Genomic DNA, 15163 nt, shown 5'->3' on the forward strand with positions numbered 1-15163 from the left:
TTTCCCCTTTACTGTCTATTCCTTTTTAACAATAATCCCCTAGCGTTGTAGCCACCAAGTTAAAAACCGGATTAGTGCAAAAACCACAATGGCAGGTATTAACGCGCCAATAATCGCCAAAGCGATTGCTGGCAGTGTGCTACGTTGCATGTTGAGTAAGTTTGACCCCAACATGACGACAAAGATAAACGTGGGTAATACCCGTTCTAACTTAGCCATTACTTTCTACCACGCTTCTTTTTGGCTTTTTGCAAGCGACGAGCAGCTTGCTTCATCGCAAAGTTTTGCACCTTTTGACCGAAGTTACCCGTTGGCATGCCACCGCCCATGCCGCCCATAAGAGACGACATGTCCATACCGGCACCACCCATCATCTTATCAATACCACCAAAATTACCATTCGTCGCTTGATTCATCATCTTACGCATTTGATCAAACTGCTTAATCATGCGGTTCACTTCAACAATTGGGCGACCCGCACCGGCAGCTAAACGACGTCGGCGTGATGGATTGATGAGATCCGGATTTTCACGTTCGGCTGGTGTCATTGAGTTCACAATAGCTTCCAAATGCGCAAATTGCTTGGCATCAATATTGATATTAGCCAAGGCCGGGTTATTGGCCATACCTGGAATCATTTTTAACAAATCTTCCATTGGCCCCATCTTTTGCACTTGCTTCAATTGTGACACAAAATCATTGAAGTCAAATGTGTTTTGACGCATCTTTTCAAGTTGCTTGGCTTGTTCTTCTTCGTCAAAATCACGTTGGGCTTTTTCAATCAACGTGAGGACGTCACCCATCCCCAAGATGCGTGAGGCCATTCGCTCAGGATAAAAGACATCCAAATCCGTTGGCTTTTCTCCTTGGCCGACAAACTTAATTGGCTTGCCTGTCACATCACGAATTGACAACGCAGCCCCACCACGAGTATCGCCATCAAGCTTTGTGAGCACAACCCCAGTTAAGTCGAGCGCTTCAGCAAAGCCTTTTGCCGTTTCGGCAGCGTTTTGTCCCGTCATGGCATCAACTGTCAACAAGATTTCATCTGGTTGAGCAATTTCAGCGACATCTTTTAATTCTTGCATCAAGACTTCATCAATTTGCAAACGACCGGCCGTATCAATAAAGACATAGTCGTTCTTATTTTCCGCAGCCTTGGCAAGTCCTTGGCGCACGATTTCACGTGGGTCAACATCAGTACCCAATTGGAAAACTGGGATATCCAAATCACGCCCCAAAATCTCCAACTGATCAATGGCAGCTGGTCGGTAAACATCGGCTGCAATCAGCAAAGGCCGTGCCTTTTCTTCAGTTTTTAATTTGTAAGCTAATTTGGCAACCGTCGTCGTTTTACCCGCACCTTGCAAACCAGCCATCATAATGATCGTTGGGATTTTTGGTGACTTATTCAACGGTACGGCTTCTTCACCCATAGTTGCCGTCAATTCATCATTAACAATTTTGACAACTTGTTGGGCTGGGTTCAAACCTTCTAAAATGTCGGCGCCGCTGGCCTTTTCACGGACATTGGTCACAAACCTTTTCACCGTGTCATAGTTGACGTCGGCTTCCAACAAGGCCAAACGAATTTCGCGCATCGTTGCACGTAAATCTTCTTCACTGACACGACCACGGCCGGTCAGGTTTTTCATTGCCTTGGATAGGCGTTCAGTTAAATTTTCAAATGCCATAATCTTTGTATAACACCGGACTGTCGCCAGCGGTACTATATCTCCCCTTTTTAGCGTCTTGGCACTAGTCTTCTATTTCATGCGCCATTAATTGTGACACCAGCTGCTTTAACTGGTCATCTTTATTATAATACAAGCTAATATAATCTTGCACTTGCTGCTCAATGGCTGCACGCGCCTCAAAGTCTGCTTGTAAATGCAAGACTTGTTCGTATTTGACTAATTGATCAATCCCACGCTTAATATTGTCCGACACAGCTTGTCGACTGACATGCTCTGCTTCCGCAATTTCAACAATGGAATAATCATCTTCAAAATAATAACGCAAATAATCCTGCTGTTTAAGTGTCAATAAACCACCATAAAAGCCAAATAACCGCGTAATCTGATTTTTCTCTGCGAAATTCATGCGATTAAGTCCTTAAAGAGGCCATAAATGAATTCTTCTGGTTTGAATTCACGCAAATCTTGCGCTTTTTCACCAAAGCCAATCCATTTTACAGGCAATTGCATCTCATTACGGATGGCAAACACAATCCCACCTTTGGCCGTCCCGTCCATCTTAGTCAACACAATGCCTGTAACATCCGATGAATCCTTAAAGAGTTTGGCTTGCTGTAACGCATTTTGACCCGTCGTCGCATCCAAAACAAGCAAGACTTCATGCGGTGCATCTGGAATTTCGCGTTGAATAATACGCTTCATCTTTTCCAACTCTTGCATCAAGTTCACGTTGTTTTGTAAACGACCCGCCGTATCCACAAACAAAATATCATAATGTTCGTCACGTGCCTTAGCAACGGCTTCGTACACAACTGATGCGGGATCCGCCTTTTCTTTCCCAGCAACCACTGGGACATGGGCGCGTTCACCCCATTCTTGCAGTTGCTTGGTGGCGCCAGCACGGAAAGTATCAGCAGCTGCCAATAACACTGATTTGCCTTGTTGTTGATACTTTGTGGCTAACTTTCCAATCGTGGTTGTTTTACCCACACCGTTGACACCAACGAACAAGATAACGGTAGTGCCGTTGGCATTAAAATGCATGGTCGCATCTTCATTAACACCGTCAGCTTCATACATGTCAACCATTTTTTTAACGATGACTTGTTTCACATCTTCTGGTCGCTTGGCATTGGCAAGCTTGACTTCTTCACGTAAGTCATCCGAAATCTTGATGGCCATGTCAAAGCCAACATCAGCGCCCACCAACGTTTCTTCAAGTTCTTCAAAAAAGTTTTCATCTACCGAACGGAAATTAGCCAAAAATTGGTTGAACTTGGCGGCAAAACCAGTCCGTGTCTTGGTCAAACCTTGTGTATAGATTTCCTGTTCGGTCACAACTTCGGCTTCGGCTTCGGCTTCGGCTTCGGCTTCGGCTTCGGCTTCGGCTTCGGCTTCGGCTTCGGCTTCGGCTTCGGCTTCGGCTTCGGCTTCGGCTTCGGCTTCGGCTTCGGCTTCGGCTTCGGCTTCGGCTTCGGCTTCGGCTTCGGCTTCGGCTTCGGCTTCGGCTTCGGCTTCGGCTTCGGCTTCGGCTTCGGCTTCGGCTTCGGCTAATGGTGGCACAGTCTCATTTGATGTGTCAACCGGTGTTGTCGCCGTTTCAGTTTCTGATGTCTTGGCATCAGTTGTGACCGTCGTCTCATCCGTCGTGCTGGTCGTCGTTTCTTCAGTTGGTGCTTCGTGATTGGCCGCAGTTTTCTTACGGAAAATATCAAATAATCCCATCGTTAACCTACACTTTCTGTTACTTTATCTAAATCGACTGCAATCATTTTTGACACACCCGCCTCTTGCATGGTCACGCCATACAACAGGTTGGCTTTCATCATCGTCCCTTTCCGATGCGTAATGACAATAAATTGGGTACCGCCGGCAAAATCTAACAAATATTTGGCAAAGCGACTCACGTTCGCTTCATCCAAAGCTGCTTCCGCCTCATCAAATACCACAAAAGGTACTGGGCGGACATGCAAAATGGCGAAAAGTAACGTCATAGCAGTCAAGGCCTTTTCACCACCCGACAACAAGCTCATTTGTTGGAACTTTTTGCCTGGTGGTTGGGCAATAATGTCAATGCCTGTGGTCAGCAAGTGCTTAGGATCCGTCAAGCGAATCTCAGCCTGGCCACCACCAAACATTTGCGCAAAAGTTTCTGAGAAACGCGCTGCAATGGCGTCAAAAGTCGTTTTAAACCGGACCCGCACTTCGTCATCCATTTCGTCAATTGTTTGGAGCAAAATTTCTTTTGCTTGTCGTAAATCATCGCGCTGTTGCGTCAAAAAGTCAAAGCGTGCTTTAACCGCTTCATACTCTTCAATCGCGCCCAGGTTAACCGTCCCAATCTCGTCTAAACCACGTTTAACGAGTGCAAGTTGTTCAGTAATGGCTGGCAATTCCTGCACATCATGCGTCCCAATAATATCGACGATGTCGACTGTCTCATATTGCGTCAATAATTGTGACTGACTATTGTCGAGTTGCGTTTCAAGGCGTGCTAATTGGGCAGCCAATTGACTCTGGACCCCAGTTTGTACCCGTAAGGTTTCTTGTTGCGTGGCTAACTGCTCTTCCAGCAACACCACCTCATCTGACAGCAGCGCAATCCGCTGTGTTGTAGCATCACACGTCTGTTGGGCTGTTGCTAAACGTGCTGTGGTTGCTGCAATCACAGCGTCATTTTGGCTATTATCTTTGGCAGCTTGTAATTGTGCTTGTAAGTCAGCTAACGTATGGGCTACTGCAGCTTGTTGCTGCAGTAAGTCCTCGTGTTGTGTTTGCAGTAATTGCACTTGGCTGGTTACACTATCGCGTTGGGCTTGCACCGCCGCATAGGCCGTTTGCACGGCTACTTTTTCCGCATTAGAGGCTTCTGATTGCTGTGAAATAGCCTGTAGTTCCTCATTCAAGCGAGCCGTCTCCGCCTCTTGTTTGGTCTTTGCGGTTGTCGCCTCTGCCAATGCCGTTTGATTTTGTGTGGCTTGCGTTTGGCCTTCGGCCAATTGTGTTGCCAGTTCGTTTAACTCAAACTGCAAAGCTTGGACAACACGGGCTTGCTGTTTGACCGCATCTTGACGGCGTGATAATTCATAATCTACCTTGGCTGTTTCATTTTTAGCCGTGGCGAACGCGGTCTCAGCCGTCTGCAAAGCTTCGCGTAGCTGGTCACCAGTGGCGCGCTGTGCTTGTAGTTGTTGTTCAAGCGTTTGGGCTTGCGTGGCTAATTCATCCACACGGGCCGTGAGTTGCTTCAATTCCGTCTGACGACTTAAAATTGTTGCCCCACGTTGTTGGTTGGCCCCACCAGTTAGCGAGCCCCCAGCATTAACGACTTGGCCATCAAGGCTCACCACGCGGAAACGATATTGACCCGCTCGTGCGATTTGCGTCGCGTCATCTAGTGTGGCTGCCACAACGGTATTGCCCAATAAATTACCGCTAATACCCGCCATACCTGCCGGCATCGTAACCAAATCTTCTGCAATCCCAACGAAGCCTGGCATCTCTTTAATACGCTCAATACCAGTCAAACGCCGTGGCTTAATGGTATCGATGGGTAAAATTGTGACCCGTCCCGCCCGTTTTTGCGTCAAATAACGAATCACCTGCTTTGCCGTATCGGTTGTATCCACCACGATTTGCTGCAAGGCGCCACCAAGGACGGTTTCAATCGCTTTGGTATAGTCACTTGGTACTGCTAACAATTCAGCAACCACCCCTTGGATCCCTGGAAACTTTGCTCGAACCGCTGCTTGCATGACCGCCCGGACACCTTGATAAAAGCCAGCGTACTCATCTAACGCATGCAATGCATCGCGTTGACTTTTAGCCTTATTTAAATCATTTAGGGCCGCATACCATTGCTTTTCAGTTTGTTGATAACTTTGCGTTGCTTGGGCCAATTGTTGCTTGAGCTTGGTAACCTCTATTGACAAGACCGTCAGATCGCTGTCATCGGCTGTTGTTGGTGTGTCACCGGCAGTAGCTGCCAACAATTCTTCGTGCTTCGCCACTTCCTGTTGTAACCGTTGCTGGAGAATTTGTTGCCGACTCTGCAATGCTTGTTGCGTCTTGTCATCATGTTGTAACGCATTATGTAAGGCGGCAATGGTTTGCATTGTTTGGATATATGCATGCCGATTTTTCTCAAGGTCAGCTTCAAGCGTTGCTTGTTGGGTCGCAGATGCTTGGTTGTCAAAAGCAGTCAGTTGTCGTTTTAACGCTTGGCGTTTCTGCGTTAGGGCCGTTTGTTGTGCCGTCACCGCTTGCAGTTGTGCGTCAAGATCGGTCACACGTTCAGCAATCTCTTGTGCGCGAACTTGCTGGTCAGCAATTTTCCCCTGTAGGGTTTCAAGCTGTTGAGAACTGAGGTTTTGTGCCCCAATCAGTCGCTCACAGGCTTGCGTTTCTTGCAAAATAGTGGCTTGCAAGGCGTCTCGCGTCTTTTGTTCATTGACACGGGCTTGCCGTTTTTGCGCTAAGGTTTGATTGAGCGCATCGACGGTTGTTTTAGTGTGGTTCACTTGCGCATCTTGGCGGGTGAGTTCAGCCGTCGCTTGCGCTTTTTGTTCAACTAATGCTTGTTGTGTCAGCGCTAGTCGAAGACGATCTAACGTGTCAAAACGCGCTTTTTGGGCGATATAATCGGTTGCCTGCGCAGATTGTTCAGCTAAAGGTTCAATTCGACCTTCAATTTCATGAATAATATCGGCCACACGCGCTAAATTATCAGTTGTTTGTTGTAATTCCTTTTGTGCGCGTTGTTTATTTTGTTTATATTGATAAACACCCGCAACTTCTTCAATAATACTGCGACGGTCTTCTGGTTTAGCATTAAAAATGCTTTCCACCCGACCCTGTGAAATAATTGAAAAACTTTCCCGTCCCAAGCCAGTATCCATAAATAGTTCATGAATATCTCGCAAGCGACTTTCCATGCCATTAATTTGATAGCTACTCTCACCGGAGCGATACAATTTACGGGTGATACGAATTTCACTAAAATCTGATTTGATGTAGTGATCGGTATTATCAAAAGTCATCGAGACCTCGGCCCGATTTAAAGCGGGTCGGGTATTGGTCCCACCAAAAATAATGTCTGCCATTTTGGTACCGCGTAAATCTTTGGCACTCTGTTCACCCATTACCCAACGAATCGCTTCGATAATATTTGATTTTCCAGAACCATTTGGTCCTACAATGCCAGTCATGCCTGGCATAAATTCAATAACCGTTTTATCAGCAAAAGACTTAAAGCCACTGATTTCAAGGGATTTAAGTTTCATAAGCTTAGTTTTCTTCCAATAGTTTTAAGGCTGCACGGGCCGCAGCCTTTTCTGCATCTTTAATCGACTTGCCAGTCCCGCGGGCCAACTCATGCCCATCAACAGAGACACTCGCTTCAAATATCTGTGTTTTATCAGCCATGGCTTGCTCACGTTCTGTCTGGTAATCAATGACGACCGCGCCGTTCACTTGCAACTTTTCTTGCAAGCGACTTTTAAAGTCAATAAAGCGATCAAAAAAGCCGGTATCAATGGCAGCAAATAACGTGCGCTCTAAAAATTCTTGCACGGCGTCTGCCCCTTGATCCAAATACAATGCGCCGATAAAGGCTTCCCAGATATCTTCCAACAACGAGTCACGTTCACGCGCACCAGACATTTCCTCACCTTTACCCAAGCGCACAGCTTCGTTCAAATGCACTAAACGTGAGAAATGGGCGAATGATCGTGTCTGTACCATGGCAATACGCATTTCGGTTAATTGCCCTTCATGCCAATCGGGATAGCGCTTAAACAAATATTCGGCAACTGAGACTTGCATCACCGAATCACCTAAAAACTCTAACCGCTGGTAGTCCCGACCTGGTTCGTTCGGATGTTCGTTCAGGTAGTTACGCTGAGTGAGCGCTTCTAGTAATAAGTCCTCATCATGAAATACAATATTGAATTCGGTCCGTAAGTATTGTTTAAAACTGTCTTGTGACACGATTTTATCCTTTGAAGTCATAGTTTGATACTTTATTATAACAAAAAAGCCCTCTGTTTATCACAAACTTGGGACTTCCTTTGTCTTAACCGTTGGCACGCGCACGCACAACCGCCGCGATTTCTTCAACGTATTCATCAACTTGTTCAACTGTTGGGGCTTCAGCCATGACGCGTAAGAGTGACTCAGTCCCTGATGCACGGACAAGCACACGACCATCACCAGCCATTTTCATTTCCACTTCGGCAATCTTTGCGATCACTGCTGGATCTTGTTGGATCGCAATTTTATCCGCAACTGGAATGTTGACTAACTTTTGTGGGTAAATTTGGACTTCAGCGGCCAATTCTGACAGTTTCTTGCCAGTTTCTTTCATGACATAAAGAAGTTGCAGTGCTGTGAGCAAGCCATCACCAGTTGTTGCCCAGTCACTGAAAATAATGTGCCCTGATTGTTCACCACCGAGGTTGTAACCAGATGCCAGCATCTCAGCCATGACATAACGGTCACCCACAGCCGTTTTCACACTCGTCATGCCGTGTTCAGACAATGCCTTGTAAAAACCAATATTACTCATCACAGTTGAAACCACAGTATGGTGCTTCAAGCGACCCTGTGCATCCATAAACTTCCCTGTGATGTACATAATCTTGTCACCATCGACAATCTCACCATTTTCATCAACCGCAATCAGCCGATCACCATCGCCATCAAAAGCCAAGCCAACCTGAACGTCATTTTCAGTCACAAAGGCTGCCAATGCTTCTGGATGGGTTGAGCCGACACCGTCATTGATGTTGAGCCCATTTGGTTGCGTTCCCATCATCACAAAGTCAGCATTTAAATCAGCAAACAAATGCGCCAGCAACCCACTCGTTGCTCCATTAGCGCCGTCAAGCGCAATACGCATCCCTTCCAAATCAGTTGGAATTGTTTTTTGCAAAAAGCTCAAATACTTCAAAGCGCCTTCTGGGTAATTATTCACAACGCCCAAACCGGCTGCACTCGGGCGTGGCAAATCATCGACTGGACTATCTAGCAATTGTTCAATCTCAAATTCGAGTTCATCGGATAATTTGAAGCCATCATTACCGAAAAATTTAATCCCATTATCAGCTGCTGGATTATGTGAAGCGGTGATTTGGACACCGGCATCGGCTTCAAGGTTTTGCACCAAAAATGCCACCGCTGGTGTTGTAATCACACCTAAACGCAACACATCAATTCCAACTGACAAGAAGCCAGCAATAATGGCTTGTTGCAGCATTTCACCTGAAATACGTGTATCACGGCCAACAATAACAACTGGCTTCTTATCATCTTGTGCGTGGCGTGTCAAAATAGCACCACCGGCACGTCCGAGACGGAAAGCCAATTCTGGCGTTAACGTGTCATTGGCAATACCACGCACACCGTCTGTTCCAAAATATTTTAATTTAATTTCTGACATTGTTTTGTCCTGTTCTTTTTAATTCGTTGAATGGCTGGAAGACGAGGCACTCGTCGTAGAAGATGAACTACTACTCTGATCCCCATCCATGACTTGTGTCACTTGTGCCGTTACAGATTTGACATCATAACGGACAATGCCGGCAATCGCCGGTAACGTCACTGTCAATGTACCGTTACCTTGAACTTGCGAGACATCAATCGGCACGCTCAGATCACTCATAGCATTAAGTATATCAGAAGCACCATAGGCCGTCACATTTTTTGGATCAAATGTGACTTGATATTTGTTGCTACCGGCATTTTTAAGCGTTGGTGTCAGTGATAATTTCTTACTGTCTGCTGGTGTAATCACCATTGTCACAGTCGTTGACCTTTGGTCGAAATTCACTTCAACCACATGACCATCCTTATCATAAGCCACCAAACGGACAACCTGAATTACCGTATCTTTAATCCCTGACTGTAATGCCACTTGTGCGGCGACTGTCTCAACCGCATCCACATTTGTCTTTGGCCCACTGATCGTCACGCGCTTCGGATCACTGACCACTTCACTGACCGTGTAACCTTGGGCAATTTTACTTTGATCATAGTTGACGTGAATTGGCAAAGTCACCGCGGCCTTCTTGGCAATCGTGACCGTAATCTTTTGTGGGGTTACCGTAGATGTCAATGACGCATTCACGCCGCGTAACGCAACCGTCACCGTATGTTTCCCTGGTTTTAGGCCACGTAGATCGGCACTAGCTTGAATATCATTACGACTTTGGGTAGCGGAAATTAAAGCCCCTGACCCTTCAATGTCAACGTCGACCGTTGCCGGTGCACCGACAGCAACATAATTATCACTATCAAATTGTAAATTCAATGGGACTTTTAAAGTCGCCTTTTTTTCCGGTATCAACGTCGAAAAATTATCCGACCCATTAGACGTGAGACTCGCCGTTTTTGTGCTTAACACATACGCTGAGAGGAGAATTGCGATTACCAACGAAATCACAAGGTTAACAATTTTTGACTGGCCAACTTTTTTCATGAGGCTGACCTCCCTTTCTTTTGCCACCAGTGTTTTTTAGCCGCCAAATCTTCATCGGATGCCAAGAACTGATGTTTGAAGAAGTTAAGGTAGCTTTCCTGATCCATACGGCGCAATAAATCGCCGTTTTGCGTGATGGATATCTCACCGGTTTCTTCCGACACTACCACCGTAATGGCATCACTGGCTTCCGAAATACCAACCGCGGCACGATGACGTGTGCCTAATTCTTTTGGAATTCGGACACTTTCAGACAGTGGCAAATAAGCGGCAGCGGCAGCAATACGATCTTTACTAATAATCACGGCACCATCATGCAGTGGCGTATTAGGAATAAACGTATTAATCAGTAATTGCCCAGAAATTGCCGCATCCAACTTAATACCTGTTTTAATGTAATCATCCAGTTGCGTCTCACGCTCAATTGTAATTAAGGCCCCGATACGCCGTTTTGACATATATTGTAGCGCATCATCTAAACTTTTGATCAGTTGATTTTCTTCTGCATTGTCAACATGCGATCGTCGTAGCGTCAAGCCACGCCCTAACGTTTCCAGACCGCGACGAATTTCTTGCTGAAAAATCACCACCAAGGCAATTGGCGCCCAAGTAATCAATTGATCCATGACCCACGACAAAGTTGTGAGGCCTAAATACCAACTCACCACTTTGACCAAAATAATTGCCCCGACGCCAAATAAAATTTGGAGCGCACGCGTGCCTTCAACAAACTGAATAATCTTATAGAGTAAGAACCAAATAATAATAATATCAACCGCGTGCATGAGGTTGGACATGGTTAAGTACGATAGCATAGGTTTTCCTTTACTGAATTTTAAGCAATAACTTGACGGCAACAATACGATGAACGGTGTTGCCCTATTCTTCATTTTTACCTGCTAGCGCTGCTGTTTCCGCATAGTTGATAAATTGGCGGATATTGATCCCCGCTTGACGTGTAATCCGGCCTTGTTCGTAAAGATCTTGAATCGTTTCACGTTGGGCATTTAAAGCGAGTAATTCAAGTTCCATGCGCTGTTTATCATCTAATTCACGCTGTTCTGGTGTATCGGGATGTTTTTCGTGTTCAATCTGATAGCGGTAAACCACAATCAGCTCATAAGCATTTTGTCTTTCCATACGGTGCAAAACAGTATCACCATCATACTTTTCCATGTGTTGCGACAACGCCTTAATCGCAGCCTTAGCCATCTCGCGAATCGCTAATGAGGTTTCCGCTTTGAACTGTTTGTTTGATTCATCTGACAACCAAATCCGGACACTACGCAAAGCTCGCCGTGTTAAAATACGGACCCAATGCGCAGAGTTATCAAACTTTTTATCCGCACCAATTAATTTTTCTAAGCGTTCTAGGCGCCGAGATTGAATGGAGAAAATTAAGATTGAAATTTTCTCTTCAACCAATAATTGCTGCAACCGATTGCGTTGCGCATCCAAAGCAATTCGCCGTAACTCTGAGTTATCAAACTGAACATCCTCAGCTTTTTCGCCCATAAGCTGTTCGCGAATTTGGGCGATTGTGGCTTGCTTCCGCGTAATCAATTCATAAACCACAGCGCGATTGGTATCATTTTGTTGCTCACGCAATGTTGCAATACCTACTTGGATGGCAAAAATACGTGCGCGTGATTCTGATAATTCAGCTTCACGGCCTTCGCCCGTCTCCGGTAACTCAGCATCAGAAATTTCTGGCTGCGTAAAGTCGTGTGATGACCGGACTTTCGTGACAATTGGTAACATAATCGTCGCGACTAATAAACTAACAATCACGACAACCGCCGCAATGAAAATCAACAAATCTCGCTGTGGAAATGCCGAGCCATCTTGAATAACGGCTGGGACAGTCATAACCGCCGCCATCGTCACCGCCCCACGAACACCCGTTAGACCAGAAATAATGGCCATTTTAACCGTTGGTTTTTGATCACGGTTGCGCAGATACCACACGACCTGATTGCCATACGTCCATAATGTCCGAATGGTAAAAATAATGAGCCAAACAATCACACCATAGAGAATCGCTTGTCCGGTATGGATTTGTGCGTTTTTGACAACCGCCACCACAATGGGCGGCAACCCAATCCCCAACAGCACGAAAATAATCCCGTTGAGCAAATACACGAAGATTTCCCACGTACGAACCGCTGTCACCGAAATTTCTGGATGCCGCGCGTTGATATGCTGATCACTTAAGATTTTAGTCAGCACCCCACCGGCTACTACGGCAATGACACCTGATGCATGGAAAACAGCTTCAGCTGTCCAATAAATCAAAAATGGTGCTAACAGCGTCATCACTGTATGAAACACGACATCATTTAAGCCGACGCGATCGAACGTATCGCGCAACCAACTGAGCAGACTCCCTAAGGCTAAACCAACAATAAGCCCCATGAAGGTCATCCAGAAAAAGTTCGTCACCGCTTGCCCGATTAAAAATGTCCCGACTACCGTGGCTTTAATGGCCGTGTTAAAACTCACCAAACCACTCGCATCGTTAATCAAACTTTCACCAGCGACAATATGTAAGACACTTTCTGGTAATCTAACACGTTTAGCGATGGCTTGTACCGCCACCGGATCAGTTGGCGATACCACGGCTGCCAACGCTAACGCTACAGAGTTTGGCAATTGTGGCATCAACAAGTGAATAAAGTACCCACCAATTAACGTGGTGAGTAGGACTAACAGGATAGCATTTCCTAAGATGGGGCCACGTAGCTCCCATAATTCACGTTTTGGAAAGCGCCAGGCATCATTATAAAGCAACGGCGCCACAAACAATAACATGAACCAATGCGCGTCAATGTCGACATTAACCCCTAACAATAATGATAAGAATAACCCAATCACGATTTGAAAAAGACTAATCGGCACTTCCGGCACAAAGTGCGAAATAATATTAGAGAAAGTCACTGAAACAATCAGAATAACGACCAATTCAAGTATCCACATCGTTTATCTTTCTCCTATAATACGTACTTCTGTCTCCAGTGTTACCCCGTATTTTTCTTTAACGGTCGCTTGCACCAAATGGATTAAATCTTCATAATCATTACCTGTGCCATTGGCAACGTTGACCATAAAACCGGCATGTTTTCTTGACACTTCAACGCCGCCGACGCGTGTTCCTTGTAAACCGGAATCCATAATTAACTTCCCCGCAAAATAACCCGTTGGTCGCTTAAACACCGACCCATTAGACGGATAATTCAACGGTTGCTTATTGGCGCGACGGAAATTATTGTCATCCATGCGTGCTTGAATAGCCGTTGGTTCATCTGACTGAAGTGTAAACGTCGCGCTGACAATCACGCCCCCATTTTCTTGGAAAACGGATTGACGATACCCAAAATTCAGCGCATCTGCTGCAAAAGTTTGCAATGACCCATCTGGCATAATGGCTGTCACCGACGTGGCAACCATGTCGGTTTGTCCGCCATAAGCCCCAGCATTCATAAAGATGGCACCACCAACTGAGCCAGGAATCCCTGCGCCCCATTCCATCCCCGTTAACCCATGTTCCAGAGCAATTTCTGTCACAAGAATTAAATCAGCGCCGGCATCAGCAGTGATTGTCTCACCACTAACTTGAATATCGCGCAATTCGTGCAATAAAATTACCAAACCGCGTAGTCCACCATTGCGTACCACTAAATTAGATAAACGGCCAAAAACATGAATTGGGTATTGGGCTGACCGCGCCCAAGCCAGCAAAGCCTGTAATTCAGCCAGTGTTTTAGGGATTGCTAAATAATCCACCACGCCGCCCACCTGGGTGTGGGCATAAGGCGCTAGTGGTTGATTTTTTAATATTGTAATATTATCTATTGTCATTTTCTAAATCTCAACTCCGAATCTATAGTTCTATTCTACCAAACTTTGCGCCTCACCACGCACATTGCACAAAAAAAGCTTGACATATCGCCACTTGGCTAAGTCAAGCTTTTTTGGATTAATCAAACCAGAGCGCAATTTCACGCTTGGCTGCGGCTTCACTATCTGACCCATGGACCAAATTCATAATAGCGGCAGCATCCCAAGCACGTGCTAAGTCACCACGAATTGTACCAGGCAAGGCTTTAGTTGGATCAGTAGCGCCCATCATATTCCGCCAACCAGCGATGATTTCATCACCTTCACCAATCATGGCAACGACTGGACCAGACGTCATATAAGTGACCAAATCAGGATAAAAAGGCTTATCAACATGTTCTGCGTAGTGCTGCGCCAACAATTCTGGTGTTGGCGTTAACATCTTCATGGCCACAATCTGATAACCCTTGGCCTCAATACGGCGAATGATTTCACCAACTTTAGCACGTTGTACACCATCTGGCTTAATCATCATAAAGGTACGTTCTGTCATGCTTACTTCCTCCAAGTCTTGTGCCTCATCTCCATTTTACACGGAATAGAAACCGCTTACAATACGTTTAACGCGCTGTTTTTTTAATATCTTCTGGTCGGTAAGTCATGGCCATGCCCTTTAAAATATTGCGCAGGTAACGGTCCCCTGCTGGCTTATAATTGCGGTGATCTGGCCGGCGCAAGACGGCACTTAGCTCGTTATTGGAAATGGTAATGCCTGCCGTTTCTAAAAAGCCAAGATAATCGTCACTGGTGTAAGACATCGCAATTTTCAGCTTTTTCATGACAACGTTATTGATGTCATCTTCTTTTGTCATATCAAAAGTTGGTGGTACTGGCTTGAGATCAGCCCCGATTTTCTGGCCACGCTGTGAAATAATCAAGCCATTCATAAAGGCTTCTAAAGTATGCATATCAACCTTTTCATCACGTGGTGTTCCTTCGGCTTGCTTGGTGAGCAACGCTGTCAATTGCGCTTCATCAAGCGTGATGCCACCCAATTCAAAAATTTTAAGCATGTCAGTCTTTTTAATATTAAGTGCGTAACGTAAACGAATGATAATATCGTTATTATTCATAATATTTCTCCTAGTATGTA

At 45.6% G+C, this 15163-nt stretch carries 13 protein-coding genes; all 13 read right to left on the minus strand.

All coding sequences use genetic code 11. The annotated features are described in order from the left end of the window. Positions 1-39 precede the first annotated feature (39 nt). The 13 genes from A9176_RS00375 to A9176_RS00435 all read right to left on the minus strand — a co-directional run bounded on the left by A9176_RS00375 (position 40) and on the right by A9176_RS00435 (position 15143). The gene (locus A9176_RS00375) at positions 40-219 is read right to left on the minus strand and encodes a hypothetical protein (RefSeq protein WP_010004267.1); all 180 of its coding nucleotides are present in this window, start codon (positions 217-219) and stop codon (positions 40-42) included. Next, positions 219-1694 carry a signal recognition particle protein gene (ffh, locus tag A9176_RS00380; RefSeq protein ID WP_048701436.1) on the minus strand — a complete coding sequence of 492 codons (1476 nt, stop codon included), beginning with the start codon at positions 1692-1694 and terminating at the stop codon, positions 219-221. Before ffh ends, A9176_RS00375 begins: the two co-directional genes overlap by 1 nt. Before the next feature lie 64 nt (positions 1695-1758). After that, on the minus strand, positions 1759-2103 hold the full coding sequence (gene ylxM / locus A9176_RS00385; protein WP_010000174.1) for a YlxM family DNA-binding protein: 345 nt from the start codon (positions 2101-2103) through the stop codon (positions 1759-1761). Continuing rightward, entirely contained in the window at positions 2100-3422 is a 1323-nt protein-coding gene (ftsY, locus tag A9176_RS00390) for a signal recognition particle-docking protein FtsY (RefSeq protein ID WP_077281834.1), read from the minus strand. The genes ylxM and ftsY overlap by 4 nt, the downstream gene beginning before the upstream one ends. Before the next feature lie 2 nt (positions 3423-3424). Beyond that, positions 3425-6979, minus strand: coding sequence for a chromosome segregation protein SMC (gene smc, locus A9176_RS00395; RefSeq protein WP_077281835.1), 3555 nt, complete (start codon positions 6977-6979; stop codon positions 3425-3427). 4 nt (positions 6980-6983) lie between these two features. After that, a complete protein-coding gene (rnc, locus tag A9176_RS00400; RefSeq protein ID WP_077283207.1) occupies positions 6984-7685 on the minus strand; it encodes a ribonuclease III in 702 nt (233 codons plus the stop codon). An 85-nt stretch (positions 7686-7770) separates the two neighbouring features. Continuing rightward, positions 7771-9135, minus strand: a complete 1365-nt coding sequence (gene glmM, locus A9176_RS00405) for a phosphoglucosamine mutase (protein WP_010004104.1) — start codon at positions 9133-9135, stop codon at positions 7771-7773. A gap of 18 nt (positions 9136-9153) precedes the next feature. Continuing rightward, complete coding sequence (locus A9176_RS00410) at positions 9154-10173, minus strand: CdaR family protein (RefSeq protein WP_077281836.1); 1020 nt, start codon at positions 10171-10173, stop codon at positions 9154-9156. Next, positions 10170-10988, minus strand: a complete 819-nt coding sequence (cdaA, locus tag A9176_RS00415) for a diadenylate cyclase CdaA (protein WP_048700668.1) — start codon at positions 10986-10988, stop codon at positions 10170-10172. The genes A9176_RS00410 and cdaA overlap by 4 nt, the downstream gene beginning before the upstream one ends. A 64-nt stretch (positions 10989-11052) precedes the next feature. Beyond that, positions 11053-13149 carry a Na+/H+ antiporter gene (locus A9176_RS00420; protein ID WP_077281837.1) on the minus strand — a complete coding sequence of 699 codons (2097 nt, stop codon included), beginning with the start codon at positions 13147-13149 and terminating at the stop codon, positions 11053-11055. 3 nt (positions 13150-13152) lie between these two features. After that, the gene (murB, locus tag A9176_RS00425) at positions 13153-14031 is read right to left on the minus strand and encodes a UDP-N-acetylmuramate dehydrogenase (RefSeq protein ID WP_029510140.1); all 879 of its coding nucleotides are present in this window, start codon (positions 14029-14031) and stop codon (positions 13153-13155) included. A gap of 118 nt (positions 14032-14149) precedes the next feature. Then, positions 14150-14563, minus strand: a complete 414-nt coding sequence (gene ndk / locus A9176_RS00430) for a nucleoside-diphosphate kinase (protein WP_010003529.1) — start codon at positions 14561-14563, stop codon at positions 14150-14152. Positions 14564-14630: 67 nt separating this feature from the next. Beyond that, the gene (locus tag A9176_RS00435) at positions 14631-15143 is read right to left on the minus strand and encodes a DUF1456 family protein (protein WP_077281838.1); all 513 of its coding nucleotides are present in this window, start codon (positions 15141-15143) and stop codon (positions 14631-14633) included. Positions 15144-15163 lie beyond the last annotated feature (20 nt).

It is taken from the genome of Leuconostoc garlicum (assembly GCF_001998805.1).
Classification (GTDB): domain Bacteria; phylum Bacillota; class Bacilli; order Lactobacillales; family Lactobacillaceae; genus Leuconostoc; species Leuconostoc lactis.

Excerpts from the sequence above, each read along its gene's own strand:
- A9176_RS00375 (WP_010004267.1), bottom strand. The coding sequence starts at position 219 with ATGGCTAAGTTAGAACGGGTATTACCCACGTTTATCTTTGTCGTCATG.
- ffh (WP_048701436.1), bottom strand. The coding sequence starts at position 1,694 with ATGGCATTTGAAAATTTAACTGAACGCCTATCCAAGGCAATGAAAAAC.
- ylxM (WP_010000174.1), bottom strand. The coding sequence starts at position 2,103 with ATGAATTTCGCAGAGAAAAATCAGATTACGCGGTTATTTGGCTTTTAT.
- ftsY (WP_077281834.1), bottom strand. The coding sequence starts at position 3,422 with ATGGGATTATTTGATATTTTCCGTAAGAAAACTGCGGCCAATCACGAA.
- smc (WP_077281835.1), bottom strand. The coding sequence starts at position 6,979 with ATGAAACTTAAATCCCTTGAAATCAGTGGCTTTAAGTCTTTTGCTGAT.
- glmM (WP_010004104.1), bottom strand. The coding sequence starts at position 9,135 with ATGTCAGAAATTAAATTAAAATATTTTGGAACAGACGGTGTGCGTGGT.
- A9176_RS00410 (WP_077281836.1), bottom strand. The coding sequence starts at position 10,173 with ATGAAAAAAGTTGGCCAGTCAAAAATTGTTAACCTTGTGATTTCGTTG.
- cdaA (WP_048700668.1), bottom strand. The coding sequence starts at position 10,988 with ATGCTATCGTACTTAACCATGTCCAACCTCATGCACGCGGTTGATATT.
- A9176_RS00420 (WP_077281837.1), bottom strand. The coding sequence starts at position 13,149 with ATGTGGATACTTGAATTGGTCGTTATTCTGATTGTTTCAGTGACTTTC.
- murB (WP_029510140.1), bottom strand. The coding sequence starts at position 14,031 with ATGACAATAGATAATATTACAATATTAAAAAATCAACCACTAGCGCCT.
- ndk (WP_010003529.1), bottom strand. The coding sequence starts at position 14,563 with ATGACAGAACGTACCTTTATGATGATTAAGCCAGATGGTGTACAACGT.
- A9176_RS00435 (WP_077281838.1), bottom strand. The coding sequence starts at position 15,143 with ATGAATAATAACGATATTATCATTCGTTTACGTTACGCACTTAATATT.